General features: G+C 40.3%; 21 protein-coding genes. 17 read left to right on the plus strand and 4 right to left on the minus strand.

What is annotated here, in order from left to right; genetic code table 11:
* The first annotated feature begins 1 nt into the window (after position 1).
* The 17 genes from nqrE (at position 2) to BKK47_RS08230 (ending at position 19,463) form a co-directional block, all read left to right on the plus strand.
* Entirely contained in the window at positions 2-598 is a 597-nt protein-coding gene (gene nqrE / locus BKK47_RS08150) for an NADH:ubiquinone reductase (Na(+)-transporting) subunit E (RefSeq protein WP_077473922.1), read from the plus strand.
* Positions 599-610: 12 nt separating this feature from the next.
* Positions 611-1,846, plus strand: coding sequence for an NADH:ubiquinone reductase (Na(+)-transporting) subunit F (gene nqrF / locus BKK47_RS08155; RefSeq protein WP_077433959.1), 1,236 nt, complete (start codon positions 611-613; stop codon positions 1,844-1,846).
* A gap of 169 nt (positions 1,847-2,015) precedes the next feature.
* On the plus strand, positions 2,016-3,056 hold the full coding sequence (locus BKK47_RS08160) for an FAD:protein FMN transferase (protein ID WP_077494363.1): 1,041 nt from the start codon (positions 2,016-2,018) through the stop codon (positions 3,054-3,056).
* Between the two features lie 2 nt (positions 3,057-3,058).
* Complete coding sequence (gene nqrM / locus BKK47_RS08165; protein ID WP_077494364.1) at positions 3,059-3,319, plus strand: (Na+)-NQR maturation NqrM; 261 nt, start codon at positions 3,059-3,061, stop codon at positions 3,317-3,319.
* 16 nt (positions 3,320-3,335) lie between these two features.
* Positions 3,336-3,542 carry a tautomerase family protein gene (locus BKK47_RS08170; protein ID WP_077494365.1) on the plus strand — a complete coding sequence of 69 codons (207 nt, stop codon included), beginning with the start codon at positions 3,336-3,338 and terminating at the stop codon, positions 3,540-3,542.
* 109 nt (positions 3,543-3,651) lie between these two features.
* Positions 3,652-4,800 (plus strand): tRNA 2-thiouridine(34) synthase MnmA, encoded by a 1,149-nt coding sequence (mnmA, locus tag BKK47_RS08175; protein WP_077494366.1) that lies wholly within the window; start codon positions 3,652-3,654, stop codon positions 4,798-4,800.
* 267 nt (positions 4,801-5,067) lie between these two features.
* Positions 5,068-7,095, plus strand: a complete 2,028-nt coding sequence (locus BKK47_RS08180; protein ID WP_077494367.1) for a BCCT family transporter — start codon at positions 5,068-5,070, stop codon at positions 7,093-7,095.
* Positions 7,096-7,353: 258 nt separating this feature from the next.
* On the plus strand, positions 7,354-8,766 hold the full coding sequence (locus tag BKK47_RS08185; RefSeq protein ID WP_077494368.1) for a DUF4123 domain-containing protein: 1,413 nt from the start codon (positions 7,354-7,356) through the stop codon (positions 8,764-8,766).
* Complete coding sequence (locus BKK47_RS08190; protein ID WP_077494369.1) at positions 8,756-11,725, plus strand: toxin VasX; 2,970 nt, start codon at positions 8,756-8,758, stop codon at positions 11,723-11,725. Before BKK47_RS08185 ends, BKK47_RS08190 begins: the two co-directional genes overlap by 11 nt.
* Before the next feature lie 3 nt (positions 11,726-11,728).
* Positions 11,729-12,889, plus strand: coding sequence for a hypothetical protein (locus tag BKK47_RS08195; protein ID WP_077494370.1), 1,161 nt, complete (start codon positions 11,729-11,731; stop codon positions 12,887-12,889).
* A 31-nt stretch (positions 12,890-12,920) separates the two neighbouring features.
* Positions 12,921-13,328: a hypothetical protein gene (locus BKK47_RS08200; protein ID WP_244149124.1), complete on the plus strand. Its 408-nt coding sequence runs from the start codon at positions 12,921-12,923 to the stop codon at positions 13,326-13,328.
* 3 nt (positions 13,329-13,331) lie between these two features.
* Positions 13,332-14,516 carry a hypothetical protein gene (locus BKK47_RS08205; protein WP_077494371.1) on the plus strand — a complete coding sequence of 395 codons (1,185 nt, stop codon included), beginning with the start codon at positions 13,332-13,334 and terminating at the stop codon, positions 14,514-14,516.
* A gap of 37 nt (positions 14,517-14,553) precedes the next feature.
* Positions 14,554-14,961 carry a hypothetical protein gene (locus BKK47_RS08210; RefSeq protein ID WP_244149125.1) on the plus strand — a complete coding sequence of 136 codons (408 nt, stop codon included), beginning with the start codon at positions 14,554-14,556 and terminating at the stop codon, positions 14,959-14,961.
* 3 nt (positions 14,962-14,964) lie between these two features.
* Complete coding sequence (locus tag BKK47_RS08215) at positions 14,965-16,116, plus strand: hypothetical protein (RefSeq protein WP_077494372.1); 1,152 nt, start codon at positions 14,965-14,967, stop codon at positions 16,114-16,116.
* Positions 16,116-16,547, plus strand: coding sequence for a hypothetical protein (locus tag BKK47_RS08220; RefSeq protein WP_244149126.1), 432 nt, complete (start codon positions 16,116-16,118; stop codon positions 16,545-16,547). The genes BKK47_RS08215 and BKK47_RS08220 overlap by 1 nt, the downstream gene beginning before the upstream one ends.
* A 3-nt stretch (positions 16,548-16,550) precedes the next feature.
* Positions 16,551-17,720 carry a hypothetical protein gene (locus BKK47_RS08225; protein WP_077494373.1) on the plus strand — a complete coding sequence of 390 codons (1,170 nt, stop codon included), beginning with the start codon at positions 16,551-16,553 and terminating at the stop codon, positions 17,718-17,720.
* A 198-nt stretch (positions 17,721-17,918) separates the two neighbouring features.
* Positions 17,919-19,463 (plus strand): methyltransferase regulatory domain-containing protein, encoded by a 1,545-nt coding sequence (locus BKK47_RS08230; protein ID WP_077494374.1) that lies wholly within the window; start codon positions 17,919-17,921, stop codon positions 19,461-19,463.
* Between the two features lie 172 nt (positions 19,464-19,635).
* On the opposite strand, the gene BKK47_RS08235 is transcribed toward BKK47_RS08230, so the two are convergent.
* From BKK47_RS08235 to napG, 4 genes are read right to left on the minus strand one after another with little or no spacing between them, the layout of a single operon-like run.
* Positions 19,636-20,256 (minus strand): cytochrome c3 family protein, encoded by a 621-nt coding sequence (locus BKK47_RS08235; protein ID WP_077494375.1) that lies wholly within the window; start codon positions 20,254-20,256, stop codon positions 19,636-19,638.
* A 12-nt stretch (positions 20,257-20,268) separates the two neighbouring features.
* Positions 20,269-20,712 carry a nitrate reductase cytochrome c-type subunit gene (locus BKK47_RS08240; RefSeq protein ID WP_077494376.1) on the minus strand — a complete coding sequence of 148 codons (444 nt, stop codon included), beginning with the start codon at positions 20,710-20,712 and terminating at the stop codon, positions 20,269-20,271.
* A 5-nt stretch (positions 20,713-20,717) separates the two neighbouring features.
* On the minus strand, positions 20,718-21,584 hold the full coding sequence (gene napH, locus BKK47_RS08245) for a quinol dehydrogenase ferredoxin subunit NapH (RefSeq protein ID WP_077494377.1): 867 nt from the start codon (positions 21,582-21,584) through the stop codon (positions 20,718-20,720).
* Entirely contained in the window at positions 21,584-22,390 is an 807-nt protein-coding gene (gene napG / locus BKK47_RS08250) for a ferredoxin-type protein NapG (RefSeq protein ID WP_077494378.1), read from the minus strand. Before napG ends, napH begins: the two co-directional genes overlap by 1 nt.
* Positions 22,391-22,432: the final 42 nt, after the last annotated feature.

Below are 22,432 nucleotides of genomic sequence, written 5' to 3' on the forward strand. Positions count from 1 at the left end.
AATGGAACATTACATTAGCCTATTTGTGAAGGCCGTCTTCATTGAAAATATGGCACTTTCCTTCTTCTTGGGGATGTGTACATTCTTGGCGGTATCAAAAAAGGTTTCGACAGCTTTTGGTTTGGGGATCGCGGTTACCTTCGTATTAGGAATTGCGGTACCGGTCAACCAATTAATTTATGCTAACGTATTAAAAGAAAATGCGTTAATTGAAGGTGTGGATTTGTCATTTTTAAACTTCATCACTTTTATCGGTGTGATTGCAGGTTTAGTACAGATCCTTGAGATGGTATTAGACAAATTTATGCCGTCTCTTTATAACGCATTAGGGATCTTCTTACCGCTTATCGCAGTAAACTGTGCGATTTTCGGTGGCGTATCCTTTATGGTTCAACGTGATTACAATTTCCCTGAGTCTATCGTATATGGTTTCGGTTCCGGTTTAGGTTGGATGCTTGCCATCGTTGCCCTTGCCGGTTTAACGGAAAAAATGAAATATGCGGATATTCCGGGTGGTTTGAAAGGCTTAGGCATTACTTTCATCACTGTTGGTTTGATGGCGTTGGGCTTTATGTCCTTCTCCGGTATTCAATTATAAGGAGTGTAATCAATGAGTGATTCAGTAATTCTTGCACTCGGTATTGCTGCCTTTACGGTTATCGTATTGGTATTAGTAGCAATCATCTTATTTGCGAAATCAAAACTCGTAGATTCCGGGGATATTACAATCGGCATTAATGATGATCCTGAAAAGGCAATTACATTACCGGCCGGTGGCAAATTATTAGGTGCTTTAGCAAGTAAGGGTATCTTCGTTTCTTCTGCTTGTGGTGGCGGTGGCTCTTGTGGTCAATGTATTGTGAAAGTGAAAAGCGGTGGTGGCGAAATTCTTCCTACCGAGCTTTCTCACATTAATAAGCGTGAAGCAAAAGAAGGTTATCGTTTGGCCTGCCAAGTGAATGTAAAAGGCAATATGGAAGTTGAACTTCCTGAAGAAATCTTCGGTGTGAAAAAATGGGAATGTACCGTTATCTCTAACGATAACAAAGCGACATTCATCAAAGAGCTTAAATTGGCGATTCCTGAAGGTGAAGAAGTGCCATTCCGTGCCGGTGGTTATATCCAAATTGAAGCAGAGCCTCACACGGTTTACTATAAAGACTTTGATATTCCGGAAGAATATCACGAGGATTGGGATAAATACGATTTATGGCGTTATGTGTCTAAAGTGGATGAGCATATTATTCGTGCCTATTCCATGGCTTCCTATCCGGAAGAAAAAGGCATTATTATGCTTAACGTACGTATTGCAACGCCTCCACCACGTCAACCTGATGCCCCTCCAGGTCAAATGTCTTCTTACATTTGGTCATTAAAAGAAGGTGATAAAGTGACAATTTCCGGTCCATTCGGTGAATTCTTCGCGAAAGATACTGATGCGGAAATGGTCTTCATCGGTGGTGGTGCGGGTATGGCGCCAATGCGTTCGCATATTTTCGACCAGTTAAAACGTTTACATTCTAAACGCAAAATCTCATTCTGGTATGGTGCACGTTCTAAACGTGAAATGTTCTATGTGGAAGATTTTGATACGCTTCAAGCGGAAAATCCAAACTTCAAATGGCACGTGGCACTTTCTGATCCATTGCCGGAAGATAATTGGGATGGCTATACCGGTTTCATTCACAACGTACTTTATGAAAACTATCTGAAAAATCATGAAGCACCGGAAGATTGTGAATACTATATGTGTGGACCTCCGGTAATGAACGCAGCGGTAATCAAAATGTTGAAAGACCTCGGCGTTGAAGACGAAAACATCTTATTAGATGACTTCGGTGGCTGATTTTAATTAGTTAAAACTCCATGAAAATTGACCGCACTTTGTGATGAAGTGCGGTCAAAATTTAAAGCGTTTTTAGGGGCGTATGGCATGCGCCCTTGTTGCTATTCAGATTACAGGCAAGCTGGTTGAAAAGTCAGTTTGCCTATATTCGTCTCATTAGGAAAAATAAATGAAGAAAATATTGAGTGGACTACTTGCCGTTGTTTTTGCTTGCTCACTGACGGCTTGTAAGAAAGAGGCTGAAGTGATCACATTAAGTGGTAAAACCATGGGCACAACCTATCATGTAAAATATATTGATGATGGCGCTGTGAGTGAAAGTTCACAAAAGACCCATGAACAGATTGATAGCATTTTAAGAGACGTCAATGCCAAAATGTCCACCTATATCAAGGATTCGGAATTGAGTCGTTTTAACCAAAATACCCGAGTTAACACGCCTATTGAAATTTCAGCAGATTTTGCGAAAGTGTTGGCAGAAGCCATTCGAATACATCAAATCACAGAAGGAGCGCTTGATGTGACTGTTGGACCGGTTGTGAATTTATGGGGATTTGGTCCTGAAAAACGCCCGGAACGCCAACCGACACCAGAACAACTTGCAGAGCGCCAAGCTTGGGTAGGGCTTGATAAAATCACACTTGATATGTGGGGGCAAACCCCAACATTAAGTAAATCCGTTCCACAAGTTTATATTGATCTTTCTTCCATCGCGAAAGGTTTTGGCGTAGATCAGGTTGCAGAGAAATTAGAACAGCTCAACGCACAAAACTATATGGTGGAAATTGGTGGTGAGATTCGCGCCAAAGGAAAAAACGCAGAAGGGAAACCTTGGCAAATCGCCATTGAAAAGCCTAATATGACGGGGGAAAGAGCGGTCGAAAATGTGATTGGTTTAAATAATATGGCAATGGCAACCTCCGGCGGTTATCGTATTTATTTTGAAGAAAACGGCAAACGCTTCGCCCATGAAATTGATCCGAAAACCGGTTACCCGATTCAACATCATCTTGCCTCCATTACGGTTTTTTCACCAACAACAATGACGGCAGACGGTTTATCCACAGGGTTATTTGTTCTTGGAGAAGAAAAAGCCCTTGAAGTGGCGGAGAAAGATGATCTTGCGGTCTATTTAATCATCAAAACCGAAAATGGCTTTGAAACAAAAATGTCATCTGCATTTAAAAAATTAATGGAAACAAAGGAATAATCATGCAAACGTTATTTTTTACCCTCATCGCCTTTGTGGCGATTATTTTACTGATGTCGATTGGTTTTATTATCAAAAAACAGAGCTTAAAAGGCAGCTGTGGTGGCTTGTCCACATTGGGAATCGCCAAAGCCTGTGATTGTGATAAACCTTGCGATACACTTCAATCAAAACTTGATGCAGGTGATGAACAAGCCAAAGCAGAGTATGAACAAAAATTTGCGAAGAAAAATGATGATTCGTCATTTTATGAAGTGAAATAATTTTGGAGAAATTAACATGCCTTATGTCAATATTAAAGTAACCGGAGGAAAGGAAGCGCCGACAGAACAACAAAAGGCGGAAATAATTGAAGGGGTAACAGAGCTATTACAAAAAGTATTGCATAAAAACTCTGAAACAACAGTTGTGATTATTGATGAAGTTGATATGGATAATTGGGGAATCGGTGGAAAAACGGTCACTGCCAGACGGACAATGAAATGATCATGAATATAACCGTAAAATGCCCAAAATTCTTGGGCATTTTTACTCTTAATTGATTTGCGGTAGAATGCCTGAATACTTAATTTAGCGAAATTTTTACTATCACATTATGAAATCACAAACTTATGAAAATCATTTTCCGCAACTTACGGCGGAGCAATTAACTGAGAACGCAGCTAAAAAAGTCATTTGTGGGATGTCCGGTGGTGTGGATTCTTCCGTTTCCGCCTTTATTCTTCAGCAACAAGGCTACCAAGTGGAAGGCCTGTTTATGAAAAACTGGGAAGAGGATGATGATACGGATTATTGTACTGCGGCAGCAGATCTTGCGGATGCGCAAGCTGTGTGTGATAAGCTCGGCATTAAACTGCATAAAATTAATTTTGCTGCTGAGTATTGGGATAACGTATTCGAGCATTTTTTAACGGAATACAAAGCCGGTCGAACACCGAATCCTGATATTTTATGTAATAAAGAAATTAAATTTAAAGCATTTTTAGACTATGCGGCAGAAGATCTTGGTGCAAATTATATCGCAACCGGGCATTATGTTCGTCGCACCGCTGATGATAATCAGGCAAAGTTATTACGTGGTTTGGATGCCAATAAAGATCAAAGCTATTTTTTATATACCCTAAGCCATCAACAAGTGGGGCAAAGTCTTTTCCCTGTGGGGGAAATTGAAAAACCGATTGTGCGTGCGATTGCCGAAGAGCTAGGTTTGATCACGGCAAAAAAGAAAGATTCAACGGGAATTTGTTTTATAGGTGAGCGTAAATTTAAGGATTTTTTAGCCCGTTATTTACCGGCACAACCGGGGGATATTCGTACGGTGGACGGCGAGGTGATTGGTCGCCATGAGGGGTTAATGTACCATACCTTAGGACAGCGTAAAGGCTTGGGTATTGGTGGGTTGAAAAATGCCGGTGACGAAGCTTGGTATGTGGTAGATAAGGATGTGGAAAATAACGAACTCATTGTGGCTCAAGGCCATAATCATCCACGTTTATTTTCCAAAGGGTTAATTGCCAAACAGCTCCATTGGGTGGATCGTCAAACGATTTGTGAATCTTTACGTTGCACGGTGAAAACCCGCTATCGTCAAACGGATATTCCTTGTGTAATAGAACCTATTGATAATGACACCATCCGTGTTGTTTTTGATGAACCTCAAGCTGCTGTGACCCCCGGACAATCTGCCGTATTTTATCTAGACGAGGTTTGTTTAGGCGGTGGTATTATTGAGGAGAGAATATAGTTTTTCTTTTAAGTGCGGTGGAAAATATCGGTGTTTTTCACCGCACTTTTAATCGTCAATATCCACTAATTTGAAATAATCATCATTTTTTGCTAGACTTCCCCCGCTTTTAGAAATAATCTCTCAATGCCTACTGAGTGTTTCTACCAAAATCGCACTTCTATGTGCTGTCATTGTAGTGGTTCCACTACACACTTTTTTGCCTAATGGCAATGTTTTGAATAAATCGAATTTTTAATTTATACACTTCATTTTAAGGGGAAAGGTTTGTCTTTATCTCAATTTATAGAAAAGCGAACGTCATTTAATCCTTTTGTAATTGGATTAACGTTATTTTTTGTTTTATTGCTGGTGGCGATGATTTTAATCGCACCGAATCAAACTCAAGCATTATTAAACCAAGCAAAAGCAGGCATTTTTGCAAATTTTAGTTGGTTTTATGTCTTGGCATTTTCAATTTTTTTAGGCTTTTTACTGATTTTGTCTGTAAGTAGTTTGGGAAATATTAAACTCGGCAGTGATGAGGAAGAGCCGGAATTTAGTTTCCTCTCTTGGCTTGCAATGTTATTTGCTGCCGGTATGGGGGTGGGATTGATGTTCTTTGGGGTTGCCGAACCATTAACCCATTATCTTTCGGAAATTACCAGCGGCGCTGCGGAACATCGGCAGCAAGAGGCATTATTACATACCTTATTCCACTGGGGCATTCATGCTTGGGCGGTATACGGCACGATTGCATTAGCCTTAGCTTATTTCGGTTTCCGTTATAAATTGCCGTTAGCATTACGCTCCTGTTTTTATCCGTTATTGAAAGATCGTATCAATGGCAAAGTAGGGGATATCATTGATATTATGGCATTACTTGCCACTTTATTCGGTATTATCACCACACTAGGTTTTGGCGCATCTCAATTAGGTGCGGGGCTACATCAAATGGGCTGGGTAAGTGAAAATAACTTTACATTGCAGGTGATGGTGATCATTGTCGTAATGAGCTTAGCGATTTTTTCAGCCATTTCGGGGGTCGGTAAAGGGGTAAAAATACTAAGTGAATTAAATTTAACACTCGCATTTTTATTACTTATTTTTGTATTGGTTACCGGACCAACGCTTTATTTACTCTCGGCATTTAGCGATAACATCGGAACCTATCTCGGCAATTTAGTACAACTGAGTTTCAAAACCTATGTGTATGAGCAAGAGCATACCGCCTGGTTTAGCGGATGGACGGTACTTTATTGGGCGTGGTGGTGTTCATGGGCGCCTTTCGTGGGGTTATTTATCGCCCGAATTTCCAAAGGTCGAACAATTCGAGAATTTATTTTTGGTGTATTGGTTATTCCAAGTTTATTCGGCATACTTTGGTTCACGGTATTTGGGAATACCGCGATTTGGCTAAATGATGGCGAGGCAGCCGGTGCACTGGGGCAAATGATTTCATCACCGGAAACCTTATTGTTTAAGTTTCTTGATTATTTACCATTGCCTACTATTAGCGGTTTGGTGAGTTTGATCGTGATTTCGCTATTTTTTATCACCTCGGCGGATTCGGGAATTTATGTTTTGAATAATATTGCCTCTCGTGATAAAAGTCTTACCTCACCGAACTGGCAAACTGTGATGTGGGGCGTATTGATGTCCGTAGTAGCGGTCGTATTAATGCAATCGGGCGGTTTGGCAAACTTGCAGACCATGACATTAATGGTCGCCTTGCCCTTTGCCGTATTGATGTTAGTCATGTGTTTTAGCCTATGGAAAGGCTTAAATGCAGATCAAAAATACTTCGCCACAAAGGTTAATCCGACCAGTATTTTATGGACGGGTGAAAAATGGAAAGAACGTTTGGAACAAATGATGAACCAAACGCAGGAAAAAGATATTTTGCGTTTCTTAAAATACACGGCGTTGCCGGCAATGCGTGAATTACGCCAAGAACTTATCGGCAAATATAATTTAAACGTACAAATCAATACCTTATTTGATCAGGAAGAACCCGCCGTAGAATTAGTCATTCAAAAAGAATTGATGCGTGATTTTATGTATGGAATTAAATCCGTTGGGCATGAGGTTTCCGAACAGCTCATTAACGATGAAAATCTTCCGCATATTCAACATGAAACAAGTTATCAGCCCTATACGTATTTTTTTGATGGGCGTGTCGGTTACGATGTGCAATATATGGATCAAGATGAATTGATTGCCGATATATTGAGACAATACGAGCGCTATTTAACTTTACTTGATGATGTCGGTCAGGAATTAATGGCTCATGAGCAAGTAGAGCTGGCAGAGTAGCGTAAGAATTATGTAGCAAACGCATAAAATAAAAAATTGATACCAAATGTATGGCGTACTTGTGTACGCCCTATTTAATATGCGATTGAAATGATTACTATCAGAGACACTGCGGCATCATATCGCAAAAGAACCAAAGTGCGGTTGTTTTTCAGCCCGTTTTTGTTGTCGGATAATCGAAGAAAGATTAGAATGATTAAAAATATTTGAAAAACAACCGCACTTTTGGTCTATTACAGGGCGATAGGAGATAACACTATGTCCACACAACAACCGACCGGACAAATTTGGCTCACCCATTATCATTTAAGCCATCAAGCCACACCCCATATCACACAGACCGCTTATTTACTTTGTTTGGCTGAAGATACGGAAAACTACTTTCAGCAGGTTGAGCATTATCTCAACCAACATCAACTTATCGGGCAAGCACAATTGGCACCGCTTCCCATTCAAACGTGGCTCTCCCGACACGGCTTTGAGGCAGCACTTTGGAGGGCGGCGCAACAAGTGTCCAATAACTCGCCGTTGTTTTGTTTATATACCGATGAAACGGGACAAACCAAACAACATCTTGACACCTTTCTTAACCGACAGTCCGTCCGATTTTCACCCTTTACCGAATTTATCGCCCCCTCTGTGCTACCCGACGAAGTGCGGTCGCTTTTCTTTGCGGATTTTGAAGGGCTGGGGGAATACCATCAAATCTTAAATCAAGCTGCACATAAAAGAGAAAAAGCAAAAGAAGCCGAACCGGAAAAACACAGCCAAAATCCACCGCACTTTTATGCCGTGGTTGATTGTGCCAAAGCCGTCAGTTTTCCTTACCGCCTAGAAAGCGCCGGTCGTCTGGCAAATCTTTATACCGGAAATATCGGGCAAGCCTTAGAAGAGCAAGCCCCTTACTTGTTAGAATTTGACCCGTACCAAGAAGAAACCGTGGCGTTTTTACAACGTCTGTTTAGAAAAGCCGACAGCAAAGTATTCAGCCACTGGGCGATTAACCCGGTAATTTTTATTAAAAGCCGTCAATCCTTTGATGAGGTTTATCACCACCTGCGAAAATGGACCCACCTTTATGACCCAAACGCTGAAAAGTGGTATTTTTTCCGCTTCTACGACCCGCTCGTGCTCAATCGCTATCTGCCGCAACTGACCCACTACCCGGCTCAACTTGCGGCATTGTTTGGGGTGAAGTCAAATACCTTACAGACGCAACAAGCTGTTCAACCACAAGAAAAGCAAGCCCCTATTATTGAAGCGTTTGGTGTGCGTGTAGAGCAGGAATTTATTTGCTTTAGCTTAAACCCGTTACCGGAACATACCCAGCCTGCAAAAATTGAGTTGGGAGAGGTGGAGCGGAACGCTTTTGAACGCAGTAAGTGGCTCAATACAAAATCGACGTTAAAAAATATGGTGTTAGACTATTTTGACGAAATTGATTTAGATATCATTGACAAATGGTTAGAAAATGCAAAATCGCGTAACATAGCACAATCTCAACGTGAATACTGGTTTTATTTAGTCGGTCGTGTAATTGCCGAAAATAATGGATTGAACTATTTCAGCCTGCTTGAACAGCTATGGCAAAAAACACAGTTTTCAACAACAAATTTACTTGAAACACTAATGAATAATCTCATTGAGAAAGAAAATGAAGATGAAAGATAGCACGCAGACCAAACAAACTAAACCTAAAATGAAGCTTGATGTTGCTAAAATTAATCAAGCCGCTCAAGAATTGTCAGACGGACACAGCAAATGTGAATTACCGATTATCCCCCTTTATCCGGTGCGTTACGGATTAAGTATCGATTATTTAGCGCAGGCAAGAGCGGGAAATATAAAAAACTTATCTGAGATCGCACCTGCCGGTATCGGGCAATCAGAGGTACACTCACTGATGCAACTTCGCCAAGGTTTTGTCTATATCTATGCACATACCAAACACCGTTTATTTTCTACTGATGATAAAGGCAAATGGCTGGTTTTTCGCTATGTCACCCATAGTGACGATATAAATAGTGCGAGTGAATTTGAACAACTAAGCGACTATCAAAATGCCGGATTAAACGCCTCTTTCTTACTTTGTAAATGGGGTGAAAAAGGTGCCAATGGAAATTGGACATTAGGTAAAATAGACACCTCAAAATATCCTTGTATGACTAACACAATAAGTTTCAATACCGCATTTGTCGATAAAGATGTTGATATTGTCGATATTGCTTATAGTGAGTATATGTGGTCGTCAGAGATCATTGAACGCTTTGAAAAAGACGATAAATTACGACAGATAGTCATGACAACGGTCAATGTCAGCGCGCCGGAAAAACATTCGGCTCCGTTAAAAGACCTCAATATACATGTATTGGAATATCAATCTCTTAATAAATCAAACGATTTATCCGAGCAAACGCAAAGTTGGTACACAAAACTCAAAAATACAGCTATCCCTAGTGCTTTATCCGGTTTTCCTGATTACAAAGAAACGGGATTGATGGTTGCGTTGCAGGATGTTGTCGGTGAAATGCATGAATTACAAAAACTCATCATTGATTTTACGGAAAAACAAAAAGCCTACTACGCCCGTTATGCCTATCCGATAACTATCGGCAATATTATTGACCCGAAAATTGGCTATGATATCAAAGGAAAAGACTATCCATTTAAGGAACAAGAGCGGGTAATTGAACAAAAAGGCGTGCGGGATGGGTTGGTGAGTGAATTTAACAGCAAAATGACAGCATTGTTAAAAGAACCCTTTGAACGTTATGAAAAACCGGCAGGCGAATTGGTGAAGCAAGTGATACAACTGGCACAACGAGCTTCGTTTAAAGAATTTTTCAATATTTCTGACGATATTATTGGTTATGCTCCGCTAGAAAACGGTATTGACCGTGGTTTTTATGTGTTTTATCGTTTACTGTCGGATTTAACCTATGGCTTGGAATGCACCTCTAACGGTGTTGAGCTATTAGAAAATTTGTTTAGTGATGATGCGGTACCCGCCAATAATTCCCCAACTACAATAGGCTGGCTAAAAGAACACAGTAAAAAAGTGACTGATGCCGTGTATGGGATGGCAATGAAAATACTTCCTCCTCAGCAACGCCATCATATATTAAAAGGCTATTTTCGAGGTGTGGAGCATGTGTATCTGAACAGCGGACGTACGGTGGCAAATTTAGCGGCATTAAGAAAAATACAGTTTGATAAGGTAATGGCGATTTATGGTTGGGATGAGAAAAAATTAATCAAAAATGTCGATTATTTCTTTGCCGAAGTGGCGGACAAGCAGATAGATAGGCTGATAAAGGAAGAACGTTCACGACAGTATAATCACCGCCGAGGCAATGGCGGTAAGAAAGCCATTAAAAGAGAACTCCGCCAAATCAAACAAGACTTAATCAATTATCGGCGAATTACCCTTGATGAAATTCGGGATTTGGAAACCCGCATACAGCTTAGCGAACGCTATTATGGTTTTAGCGGTGTATTGGCGATTTATGCGGGGATACTATCATTAAATAATGATTTAACCGTACCGAGAAAGTTGGCACGCACGGCAGCGGGCAGACTGGCGTTAGACCCGGTGGTAGTCAAAACTACGGCGATACTGGATATTTCGGTGGGAACAGCGGATACGGCGTATGCCTTGAAATTAATCGGCAAGCCGGGGGCGGGGATGAATGTGTTAAGAAATCTCAGCGGCGCATCGGCACTTTCGGTATTGATTGGTGTTCGGGCATTGGCTTATACGGGGGCTGCTGTGGTTGGGGGATTATTAACTTCACTTATTGCCTTTGGCGGATTAAGAGAGGCGATCGCTAATGAGGATAAGGTATCAATCGTAGCGAACAGTGCGATCATGCTTTCGGGAGTGATGCTCGGACTTAGTGTTATTAAGCTTTCAATATTGCCAACTTTAGGTCCTATCGGTTGGGTGATTTTGCTGGTAGCTACTGCTTCAATATTTTTGTGGGGTTCAACACCGTTAGAAACTTGGGTAAAAAAAGGTTTTTGGGGTAAAAAAGATTATTTTTATTGGAGTGAAAAGCGTGATGATGTTAATAATCAAATCCAGCGTGCAGAAATTTTAGCTAATGAGGAAATCGCAGAAATAGCCGAGCAGCACATTGCAAGACTGGAGTTGATTACTATCGGTCAGGTAGATGCCATATCTGGTGGCGGACTACCAATGAATAAACAGATTGAAGATTATATGTTAATTAGCAAGGGTTTTGAAAAAGAACTCTATGAATATGAGATTCAAGCGGGATTAAAAATCAGTAAAATCAGTCAAGGTTATTACCGTATTACCTGTGCCGAATTTAGACGCACCGAGCCGACTACTCATAATCTGGTGATTAACCTGTATGAATGGGGTTCCGCTCAGGCACTGCCGATTAAACAGTTTTATGCGGGATCTTCCGGGGAGGTTACATTCCACCTTGCCGAAAATAATATTCATATCAAAGAGGTGCGTATTACTGCGGAGTTTACGGATAAGGAAGGTGGCACCTTTGAGGATGTCTATTTCAGCGAGGAGTTCCAAAATAAAACGAAGGAAATCCAACAACAAGCACAGGCTGTGATAGAAAATGCACTAGATGAAGGCTATTCGGAGTAAGTAATGCAAAATGAATTAACAAAGAAAGAGCAACGTTTAATGCGCCACTGGTTTAGAAAAACCGATGAAAATACCATTGAAATAAAGGAAAAAAAATGGGGATTTGTTAAGGTCTTTTTTATAGCTCTAATTGTTGGTTGGATTTATTATGATTTTATTGATCCTCGTTATCAAGCACTTACCATACAAGAACTAAAATTTGCATTCCAACCTGAAAGTCGGTTTCAAAAAGAGTTTTCTAGGATAGAAGATGACAATAATCCTAATTATACAAGGTTTGGAGAAACTAAAAATGAATATATGGCTCGGATGTGGGAGCGTCATAAAGGAGATATTTGGATTGGTTATTTTGCTGTTGGTAAATATGTTCTTGTTTTGCTCTGTTTCCTTCGTCCGACCAAACGCCGAGTACGTTTCGACCGTAAGCGAGGTATTATTTATACTTACATTAATAACAAGTTTTATTTAACGGAAGTGAATAAACTTATGCGACCATTTCCGGAATATTTTGCTTTTATGGGCGGAATGGTTAGTTTTTGGGTACACCCATATCAACAAGCAAAATACTTTGCTAATGCAATTAGGGGCTCTCAGATAGTTGTTTCAGACTATACCATGTGGCTACCCATGATTTTTATGATGTTGCCGGGTATGTATCAACGCAGTAAAGGCGCAGTGCTTAAACGGTTTTTAGTGGAATTTATGAATCCCGATACGCCACCGGAGCGTATTGCAAGTATGATGAAAGCGTTGGAGACCCGCCCGAGTATTTGTGAATATCTCGAAAAGATTTTATTCGGTTGGATTGACGGTGGGTTATATTGCCGTAGGTTGCCGAAAGATGAAATATTAGAAAAAGAGATTGAACGCTATTTTGCCGAACAAGCCCCGCATATCGAGGCACTTCCTTCATTTGAAATGGGGAGTTATGAAGAAAGTTTGGAATTACAATGGAAATTCAAGAATATGAAAATTATTTCGGTGGAGGAGAATATTAAAGCGGGTTATGGGGTGATGCCTTGTCCGAATTTATATGCTTACCCGATTCGTTCATTACACCGTAATCGATTTGGTATTGCTTGGGGGAATGAGGCAGGGGATGTCGAGCAATTTCCTAAACCGGTGGGCAAATGGAAAAGTCGAAAACTAAAGAATAAGAAATAGTGATATTTTACCTAAAAATGCGGTTAACATTTTGAGTGTTTTTTTAAGAGTAAGAAACACCAAAAAAAATGACCGCACTTTTGTTTTCACAAGGAACAGCAAAATCAGCCAAGGTTATTACCGTATTAGCTGTGCCGAATTTAGACGTACAGAGCCAACCACACATAATCTGGTCATTAACCTGTATCAATGGGGTTCAGCTCAAGCACAACCGATTAAACGGTTTTATGCAGGAGCTCCCAGTGAAGTCACATTTTATCTTGCCGAGAATAATATCCACATAGAAGATATTCGTATTATTGCGGAGTTTACGGATAAGGAAGGCGGCACCTTTGAGGATGTCTATTTCAGCGAGGAGTTTGAAAATAAAACGAAGGAAATCCAACAACGAGCGCAAGCTGCAATGAAAAAAGCAATGGATGAAGGCTATTCGGAGTAAGTAATGCAAAATGAATTAACAAAGAAAGAACAACGCTTAATGCGCCGTTGGTTTAGAAAAACCGATTCAAATACTATCGAATTGAAAGAAAAACGTTGGGCGGCAGTTAAGATAGTGTTAGGAATAATTCTTATTGCGAGTATTTATTATAATTTCATAGATCCTCGCTACAAAGAAATGACTTGGCGTGATTTAGAATTAACTTTTCAACCGGATAAATGGGCAGAAAAACAATATGAATATGAAGTATCTGATGAAGATCCGAATGTAACAAGATGGGGAGAAAGCAAAGAAGAATTTCTTATATCGATGAAAGAACATCGAAGAGAGAAAGCCGGTTTGATTATTGGCTATATTTATTTTCTTACAAGCCTATATATTTTCTCTCTTGTTTATTTTCTTTGGCCTGCTAAACGTCGAGTACGTTTTGATCGTAAGCGAGGCATTATTTACACCTATGTGAATAACAATTTTTATTTAACCGAGGTTAATAAATTAATGCGTCCGTTACCCGAATATTTTGCATTTGTAGGTGGTGCATTATTTTTTTGGGTACATCCATATCAACAGGCAAAACATTTTGCTAATTTTAGAGGTGGCTCACAAATGATTGTGTCAGACCGCACCATGTGGCTACCGATGATTTTTATGCTCTCCCCAAAAATGTACCAACATAGTAAAGGCGCTGTACTTAAACGCTTTTTAGTGGAGTTTATGAACCCGCATACGCCACCGGAACGCATTGCAAGTATGATGAAAGCACTGGAAACCCGTCCAAGTATTTTTGAATGCCTAGAAAAGATTTTATTTGGTTGGATAGACGGTGGCTTATACTGCCGTAAATTACCGAAAGACGAAGTGTTGGAAAAAGAAATTGAACGTTATTTTACCGAACAAGCCCCTCATATCACGGCACTTCCTGCATTTGAGATGGGAACCTATGAAGAAGGGATGAGATTAAAGTGGAAATTTAAAAATATGAAGATTATCTCGCAGGAGGAAAATATCAAAGCGGGCTATGGTATCGTACCCTGCCCTCAGTTATATGAATATCCGATTCTTTCATTACACTACAACCGATTCGGTATTGCTTGGGGAAATGAGGCAGGGGATGTCGAGCCTTGCGCTAAACCACCCAAACCAAATAAATGGAAAACTCAGAAACTCAAGTACAGGAATAAGAAATAGTTATATCTTATATAAAAATAAAAGTGCGGTTAAAATTTTGAGTGTTTTTGTAAGAGTAAGAAATACCGAGAAAAATGACCGCACTTTTGTTTTCACAAGGAACAGCAAAATCAGCCAAGGTTATTACCGTATTAGCTGTGCCGAATTTAGACGTACAGAGCCAACCACACATAATCTGGTCATTAACCTGTATCAATGGGGTTCAGCTCAAGCACAACCGATTAAACGGTTTTATGCAGGAGCTCCCAGTGAAGTCACATTTTATCTTGCCGAGAATAATATCCACATAGAAGATATTCGTATTATTGCGGAGTTTACGGATAAGGAAGGCGGCACCTTTGAGGATGTTTATTTCAGTGAAGAGTTTGAAAATAAAACGAAGGAAATCCAACAACGAGCGCTAGCTGCAATGGAAACAGCAATAGATGAAGGCTACTCGGAGTAAGTAATGCAAAATGAATTAACAAAAAAAGAGCAACGCCTAATGCGTCGTTGGTTTAGAAAGACTGGTGAAAATACCATTGAGTTGAAAGAAAAACGTTGGGGATGGATAAAGATTATACTTGGGATAATCCTGATGGGGGGGATTTATTATAATTTTATTGATCTTAACCATAAAGAATGGACTTGGCGTAACGTAGAACTAACCTTTCAACCAGATAAATGGGCAGAAAAACAATATGAGTATGAAGTATCTGATGAAGATCCTAATTTAACAAGGTGGGGAGAAACCAAAGAAGAATTTCTTATATCAATGAAAGAACATCGAAGAGAGAAAGCCAGTCTGATTATTGGCTATATTTACATTCTCACAAGTTTATATTTTTCATTTTTTCTTTACTGCCTCTGGCCAGCCAAACGGAGAGTACGTTTTGATCGCAAACGCAGCATTATTTATACCTATGTGAATAAAAAATTTTATTTAACCGAAGTAAATAAGTTGATGCGCCCGTTTCCTGAATACATTATCAATACCGGTGCAATGGTGATATTTTGGGTCCACCCGTATGAGTATCCCCATAAGATAAACATCTTTCGTCGGGGTTCACAAATGATGGTGTCGGATTACACCATGTGGTTACCTATGCTAGGTATGATATTTACCTTAAATCAAAATCTGTATAAAAGAAGTTCGGCAGCCACCTTGAAACGCTTTTTGGTGGATTTTATGAATCCCGATACGCCACCGGAACGGATTGCAAGTATGATGAAAGCACTGGAAACCCGTCCAAGTATTTGTGAATATCTAGAAAAGATTTTATTCGGTTGGATTGACAGTGGATTATATTGCCGTGGGTTACCAAAAGATGAGGTATTAGAAACGGAGATTGAAAAATACTTTACGGAACAGGCTCCGAAAATCAAAGCATTGCCCTCTTGCAGTATGCGGGCAGACCCTAGCGAGAAAACTACATTGAAAAGCGGTTTCCTGACTATTGAAACTGTGGAGCTGAACCGAGCGTTGGGGTTTAAGCGTGTGCCTTACAAGAACTTATATGAATACCCGAAACGTTCTATGCATTCCGGCGGCTTTATAGGTGGTTGGGGGAACGAATTGGAAGACGGTAAGTATTCAGAGAAAGATGATTTATTAAGTTAATGAACAAAAGTGCGGTTAAAATTTTGAGTGTTTTTATAAGAGTAAGAAATGCCAAGAAAAATGACCGCACTTTTGTTTTCACAAGGAACAGCAAAATCAGTCAAGATTATTATCGCATTAGCTGTGCCGAATTTAGACGCACTGAGCCAACTACACATAATTTGGTGATTAACCTGTATCAATGGGGATCCGCTCAGGCACTGCCGATTAAACGGTTTTATGCAGGCGCTGCCGGTGAAGTCAGATTCCACCTTGCCGAAAATAATATTCATATCAAAGAAGTGCGTATTGTTGCAGAGTTTACCGATAAGGAAGGCGGCACCTTTGAGGATGTCTATTTCAGCGAGGAGTTTCAAAATAAAACGAAGGAAATCCAACAACAAGCACAGGCTGTGATGGAAAAAGCAATAGAAGAAGGTTATTCGGAGTAAATGATGCAAAACGAGTTAACAAAAAAAGAGCAGCGCCTAATGCGCCGCTGGTTTAGAAAAACTGATGAAAATACCATTGAATTGAAAGAAAAACGCTGGGGATGGATAAAGATTATACTTGGGATAATCCTGATGGGGGGGATTTATTATGATTTTATTGATCCTCGTTACCAAGCACTTACTATACAAGAACTAAAATTTGCATTTCAACCTGAAACCCGCTTTCAAAAAGAGTTTTCGCGCATAGAAGATGATAATAATCCTAATTATACAAGGTTTGGGGAAACTAAAGATGAATATATGGCTAGAATGTGGGATCGCCATAAAGGCGATATTTGGGTTGGTTACTTTATTGCAGGCAAATATGCTCTATTTTTGATCTACTGCCTCTGGCCAGCCAAACGGCGAGTCCGTTTTGATCGCAAACGCAGCATTATTTATACCTATGTGAATAAAAAATTTTATTTAACCGAAGTCAATAAGTTGATGCGCCCGTTTCCGGAATACATTATCAATACCGGTGCAATGGTGATATTTTGGGTCCACCCGTATGAGTATCCCCATAAGATAAACATCTTTCGTCGGGGTTCACAAATGATGGTGTCGGATTACACCATGTGGTTACCGATGCTAGGCATGATATTTACCTTAAATCGAAATCTGTATAAAAAAAGTTCGGCAGCCACCTTGAAACGCTTTTTGGTGGATTTTATGAACCCTGATACACCGCCGGAACGGATTGCCGGCATGATGAAAGCACTGGAAACCCGTCCAAGTATTTGTGAATATCTAGAAAAGATTTTATTCGGTTGGATTGACAGTGGATTATATTGCCGTGGGTTGCCGAAAGATGAAATATTAGAAAAAGAGATTGAACGCTATTTTGCCGAACAAGCCCCGCATATCAAGGCACTTCCTTCATTTGAAATGGGAAGTTATGAAGAAAGTTTGGAATTACAATGGAAATTCAAGAATATGAAAATTATTTCGGTGGAGGAGAATATTAAAGCGGGTTATGGGGTGATGCCTTGTCCGAATTTATATGCCTACCCGATTCGTTCATTACACCGTAATCGATTTGGTATTGCTTGGGGGAATGAGGCAGGGGATGTTGAGCAGTTTCCTAAATCAGTGGGCAAATGGAAAAGTCGAAAACTAAAGAATAAGAAATAGTGATATTTTACCTAAAAGTGCGGTTAAAAATGACCGCACTTTTTAATGTTCCGGCTGGAAAGAAATATAAAAATTCATCTAATTTTAACGACTATGAGTTAAAAATAAGTTATAGTGCATGGGCTTTATTAATGTATTACCAAAGTAAACATGTTCGATATTTATAAAAATTATTTAAACTCATGAGGAGAATCTCTTATGTCTAGTTGGTCGGAAGGCTATGTTAGCGATATAAACTACACTTTTGGCTATTATTCGGAACTTAATCCCAATAATGCCATTGTTCCTTTTTTAATGGCGGGGATTGCGTTACCGGAATCAATTTCAACTTCTCAATATAACGCTTGTGAGCTAGGGTTTGGGCAAGGTATATCGGTTAATGTACATGCGACAGCCGGTCATGCTAAATGGTATGCAACGGATTTTAATCCATCTCAAGCCAATTTTGCCTGTTATCTTTCTGAGGTGGCAAATAATGGCGCATTAATTGCTGATCAAGGGTTTAATGAATTTTGCAAACGTGATGATTTACCGGAATTTGATTTTATCGGTTTGCATGGTATCTGGTCTTGGATTTCTGATGAAAATCGTACCATTGTTGTGGATTTTATTCGCCGTAAACTCAAAGTCGGGGGCATTTTATATATCAGTTATAACACCTTACCGGGCTGGTCTGCGCCATCGCCGGTACGTCATTTATTGCTTCAACATCATAATACAATGACTGCACATTCTAATAGTCGCCAACAAAATATTAAGGATAGTATAGAGTTTGTTGGTAAAGTATTTGCTCAAAGCCCCAATCTAACACAAAAATCACCGGAATTACTTTCTCGAGTAGAACGACTTAAAAATAGTGATCCACATTATGTAGCTCACGAATATCTGAATAAAGACTGGCAACCGATGTATTTTGCCGATATGCAAAAATGGTTAGAATCCGCCAAATTGACTTTCGCTTGTTCCAGTAACTATTTAGACGATTTTAACGAAACCCTCTATAACCAAGAACAACGAGAGTTTATGGCTGGTTTTAGTGCCCCATCATTTGCTCAAACGGTTAAAGACTTTATCTTAAATAAACAATTCCGCAAAGATTTTTGGGTAAAAGGCGCACGTCGATTAAATGGTTATGAGCAAAAAGAGGCATGGAAAAAATTGCGTGTCTTGCTACATACTCCTCGTAAGCAAATTGAAATGAAAGCCTCAAGCCATTTGACAGTTGATTTGAATGTGGATTTATTTAATCCCATACTGGATATTCTGCATGATCATAAAGTCCACTTGGTTAAAGATATTGTTGAAGCACTAAAAGGTCGTTTTAATGAAATGGATATTTTTACGGTTTTAGCTATCCTTGCCGGTAAAAATAATTTGGCGGTAGTACAATCGGACGACGCAATTGAGCAATCGCGCCCGCATTGTACAGCATTTAATCGCTATGTCTTGGAACAATCCCGTTCTTCGCAATTTAATATTAACTATCTTGCCAGCCCGGTTACCGGCGGTGCATACAATCTTGATATGGTACAACGTTGGTTTTTACTTGCCCATATTGAGGGGCTTACGAAGAAAGAACAATTGGATTTCGCTTGGAGTTTATTAAAGGAAAACGGTTTGTTTATGGCAGAAGAGGGGAAAACCTTGGAAAAGGATGAGGAAGGAAAAGCCAGAATGGAAAGAATCTACAATGGATTTGTAGAAAATCAACTGCCACAGTTAAAATGTTTAGGGATTATCTAAATTAACTAAAAATGACATTAATAGCTTAATATTTTTTATTAAGGATGAAATAAAGCCCGATCTTGTTGAAAGTATCGGGCTTTAAATATATTTCTGATTATAGAAACATTTTATGGAAATTAAATGGGCACCAAAAGTGCCTTTATTCATATAAAGTGCGGTCAAAATTTGATTACTTTTCCGCTTTATCCGATGTTTCTTTTTTAAACCCGGATTCTACATTGCTCATATCAGGTAACTGGTGGGCAATACCTTTATGACAGTCAATACAGGTTTTTCCCTCTGTTTTGATTTTCTCGTGCATTTTTGCCGCAACAGGGCGTTGTTCATTGAAATTCATTCGATCCACATTATGACAATTACGGCATTCTTGGGAATCATTGGCTTTCATTCGTGCCCATTCGTTTTGAGCCATGGCTAAACGATGTTGATTAAATTTTTCCAGCGTATCCACTTTGCCGGTGTAATGGGCATAGACTTCTTTTGCCGCAATGATTTTACGTTTCATCTTCGGCCCGAACTCGTGTGGTACGTGACAATCCGGACAACTTGCTCCCACACCGGTACGGGTTTGGTAATGCACGCTGTGGAGATATTCGGGATAGGCATCATTCATATGGCAACTTGCGCAGAATTGTTCGGTATTTGTTTTCTCTAAACCGTAATTGAATCCTACCCAAGATAAAATGCCGCCAATAAAAGCCAAGCTAATGATTGTTCCCACCGCAAGACGGCTCGGTTTACGAAACCAATGCCAAAAGCGCACGATGAAATTTGGTTTTTTCTCTGACATAATCTTTCCTTATTAGTTACCGTAGCCTTTCATCGGTTTGAAATCGTTTGGCACAATAGGATCGACATTTGATTGAGAAACATGGCATTGTAAGCAAAAATAACGGCGCGGTGATGAGCTGGAGCCAATGTTTCCGTCACGATCCATAAAGTGTGTCGGACTGATTCGGGTTGCCCCGCTTAAACGTGAATTTTCAGGGCTATGACAGTTTAAGCATTGATTCACATTTTTTGTCACTTGATAGTTAGCCACACTATGCGGCACCATTGGGGGTTGGTTCACATAATTTAATGCCGGTAAGTCACTGTTACGTGGCGCAGTGTGAAATGCCGGTGCAATATTTTCCGGTGATTGGGTTAAATCTTTACCTATCGATTTAACGTCATTTGCCATTAAATAACCGGCAAAAAGTGCGGTCATTAATCCCACTAAAATTTTAGATACCTGATTGGTCATTTTAATCACTCCCCTGAATGATTGAATCGAGTTGAAAATTTGAAAACTTTTTCAGCGCAAACATCAATACAACGTCCGCAGCTGATGCAATCTTTAGAAAGCACAAGTAGGCTTTCGTCTTTTTTTCCGTGTAAAGGTGAACGTAACACTTGTGCTTCCGGACAGACATTATAGCAATCCATACAGTTGTCACATTTGCTGCGATCAACGACTTTAATTCGGAGAATACTTTTGGCACCAATAATACCGTAAGCCGCCCCGATTGGGCATAAATGTCCGCACCAACCGTGTTCGACAATCAACAAATCAAAAAGAAAAATTACTACAATTAACCAAGTTGTCGCGCCAAGTCCAAAGACAAAAGCACGCCCTAGTGCCGCAACGGGGTTAATCCACTCCCACAGTAGCATTCCGCTTGCCGCACTGCCGACTAAAATCATCGCTAAAATACCGTAGCGTAGCCCTCGTGAGAGTTTTGCCGTTTGGCGAATACCGAGTTTACGGCGTAACCATGCTGCGGTATCAGTCACGACATTTAGCGGGCAGACCCAACCACAAAAAACTTTACTTCCTAGTACTGCGTAGCAAAGTACAATAATTGCAGCGCCGATTAGTGTCAGTACATCGGGCAAATGGCCTGTCGCGAGGCTTTCTGCTGTAATTAAAGGATCACTTAAAGGAATCGTATCGAACAACAGACTACCACTGTAATTACCTTTTAAGATCCATACCCCTAAATAAGGACCGCTTAAAAACATCGCCAGAATGCTGAATTGGCTTAAACGTCGCCAAAATAAAAAGCGGTTGGCATACCACCATCCCCATTTTTGGCGGGCTTCTCTGCCGGCATGTTTAGGTGCATTTGCTGCCATTATTTGGTGACCTCTAAAATTGGTGCCAAAACAGGTTCTGCCGGATCAGGGATCGCTGTAGCCTCCGGTGTGCGGGCAGGTAAAGAAATAATATCTTTCGGTGCAAGAGAATGACCGGCTTTTTCCTTTTCTTCCCAACTTAAGCGATAGTGTTTACCCAACATTCCTTTTGCAAGCTCCATCGGTAAAACCTTAATCGCCGCTTCTTCCAACACACAGGCTTGTTCGCATTTGCCACAACCGGTGCAGGCATCGGAATGCACTGTCGGAATGAATAATGCATGTTTATCCGAACGAGGATTATGTTGTTTTTCCAACGTAATCGCTTTGTCAATTAACGGACAAACCCGATAGCATACATCACAGCGTAAACCTTGCCAGTTCAAGCAGGTTTCGTGATCCAACAACACGGATAACCCCATACGTGATTCGTTGATATCCGTTGCATTGCGGTCTAACGCTCCGCTTGGACAAACGTGTGCGCACGGAATATCGGGACACATTTCACAGGGCTTATCGCGTGCAATGAAGTATGGCGTCCCTGCTTCTACTGGTGACAGTAGCGATGCCAGATGTAACATATCGTAAGGGCAAGCCTGCACGCATTGACCACAGCGGATACAAGCCGCAGAAAATGCTTTTGCGTCTTGCAAGGCAAACGGTGGACGTAGCGCGACACCTTCACGGGCTAAGCTTTGATTTTGTTGTAACCCCAGCAAAATTCCTATGCCAACAAGACCACCCGCTGTTCGGGTAGTTTCTTTTAGAAAGCGTCGGCGTTCAGGATTTAGCGTGGTTTTTTTCATTTTCTCTTTAAATATTGATCGCACTTTTAATAGGAAATGAAT

Origin of the sequence: Rodentibacter mrazii, from assembly GCF_001998825.1 — a bacterium.
GTDB classification, from domain to species: Bacteria; Pseudomonadota; Gammaproteobacteria; order Enterobacterales; family Pasteurellaceae; genus Rodentibacter; species Rodentibacter mrazii.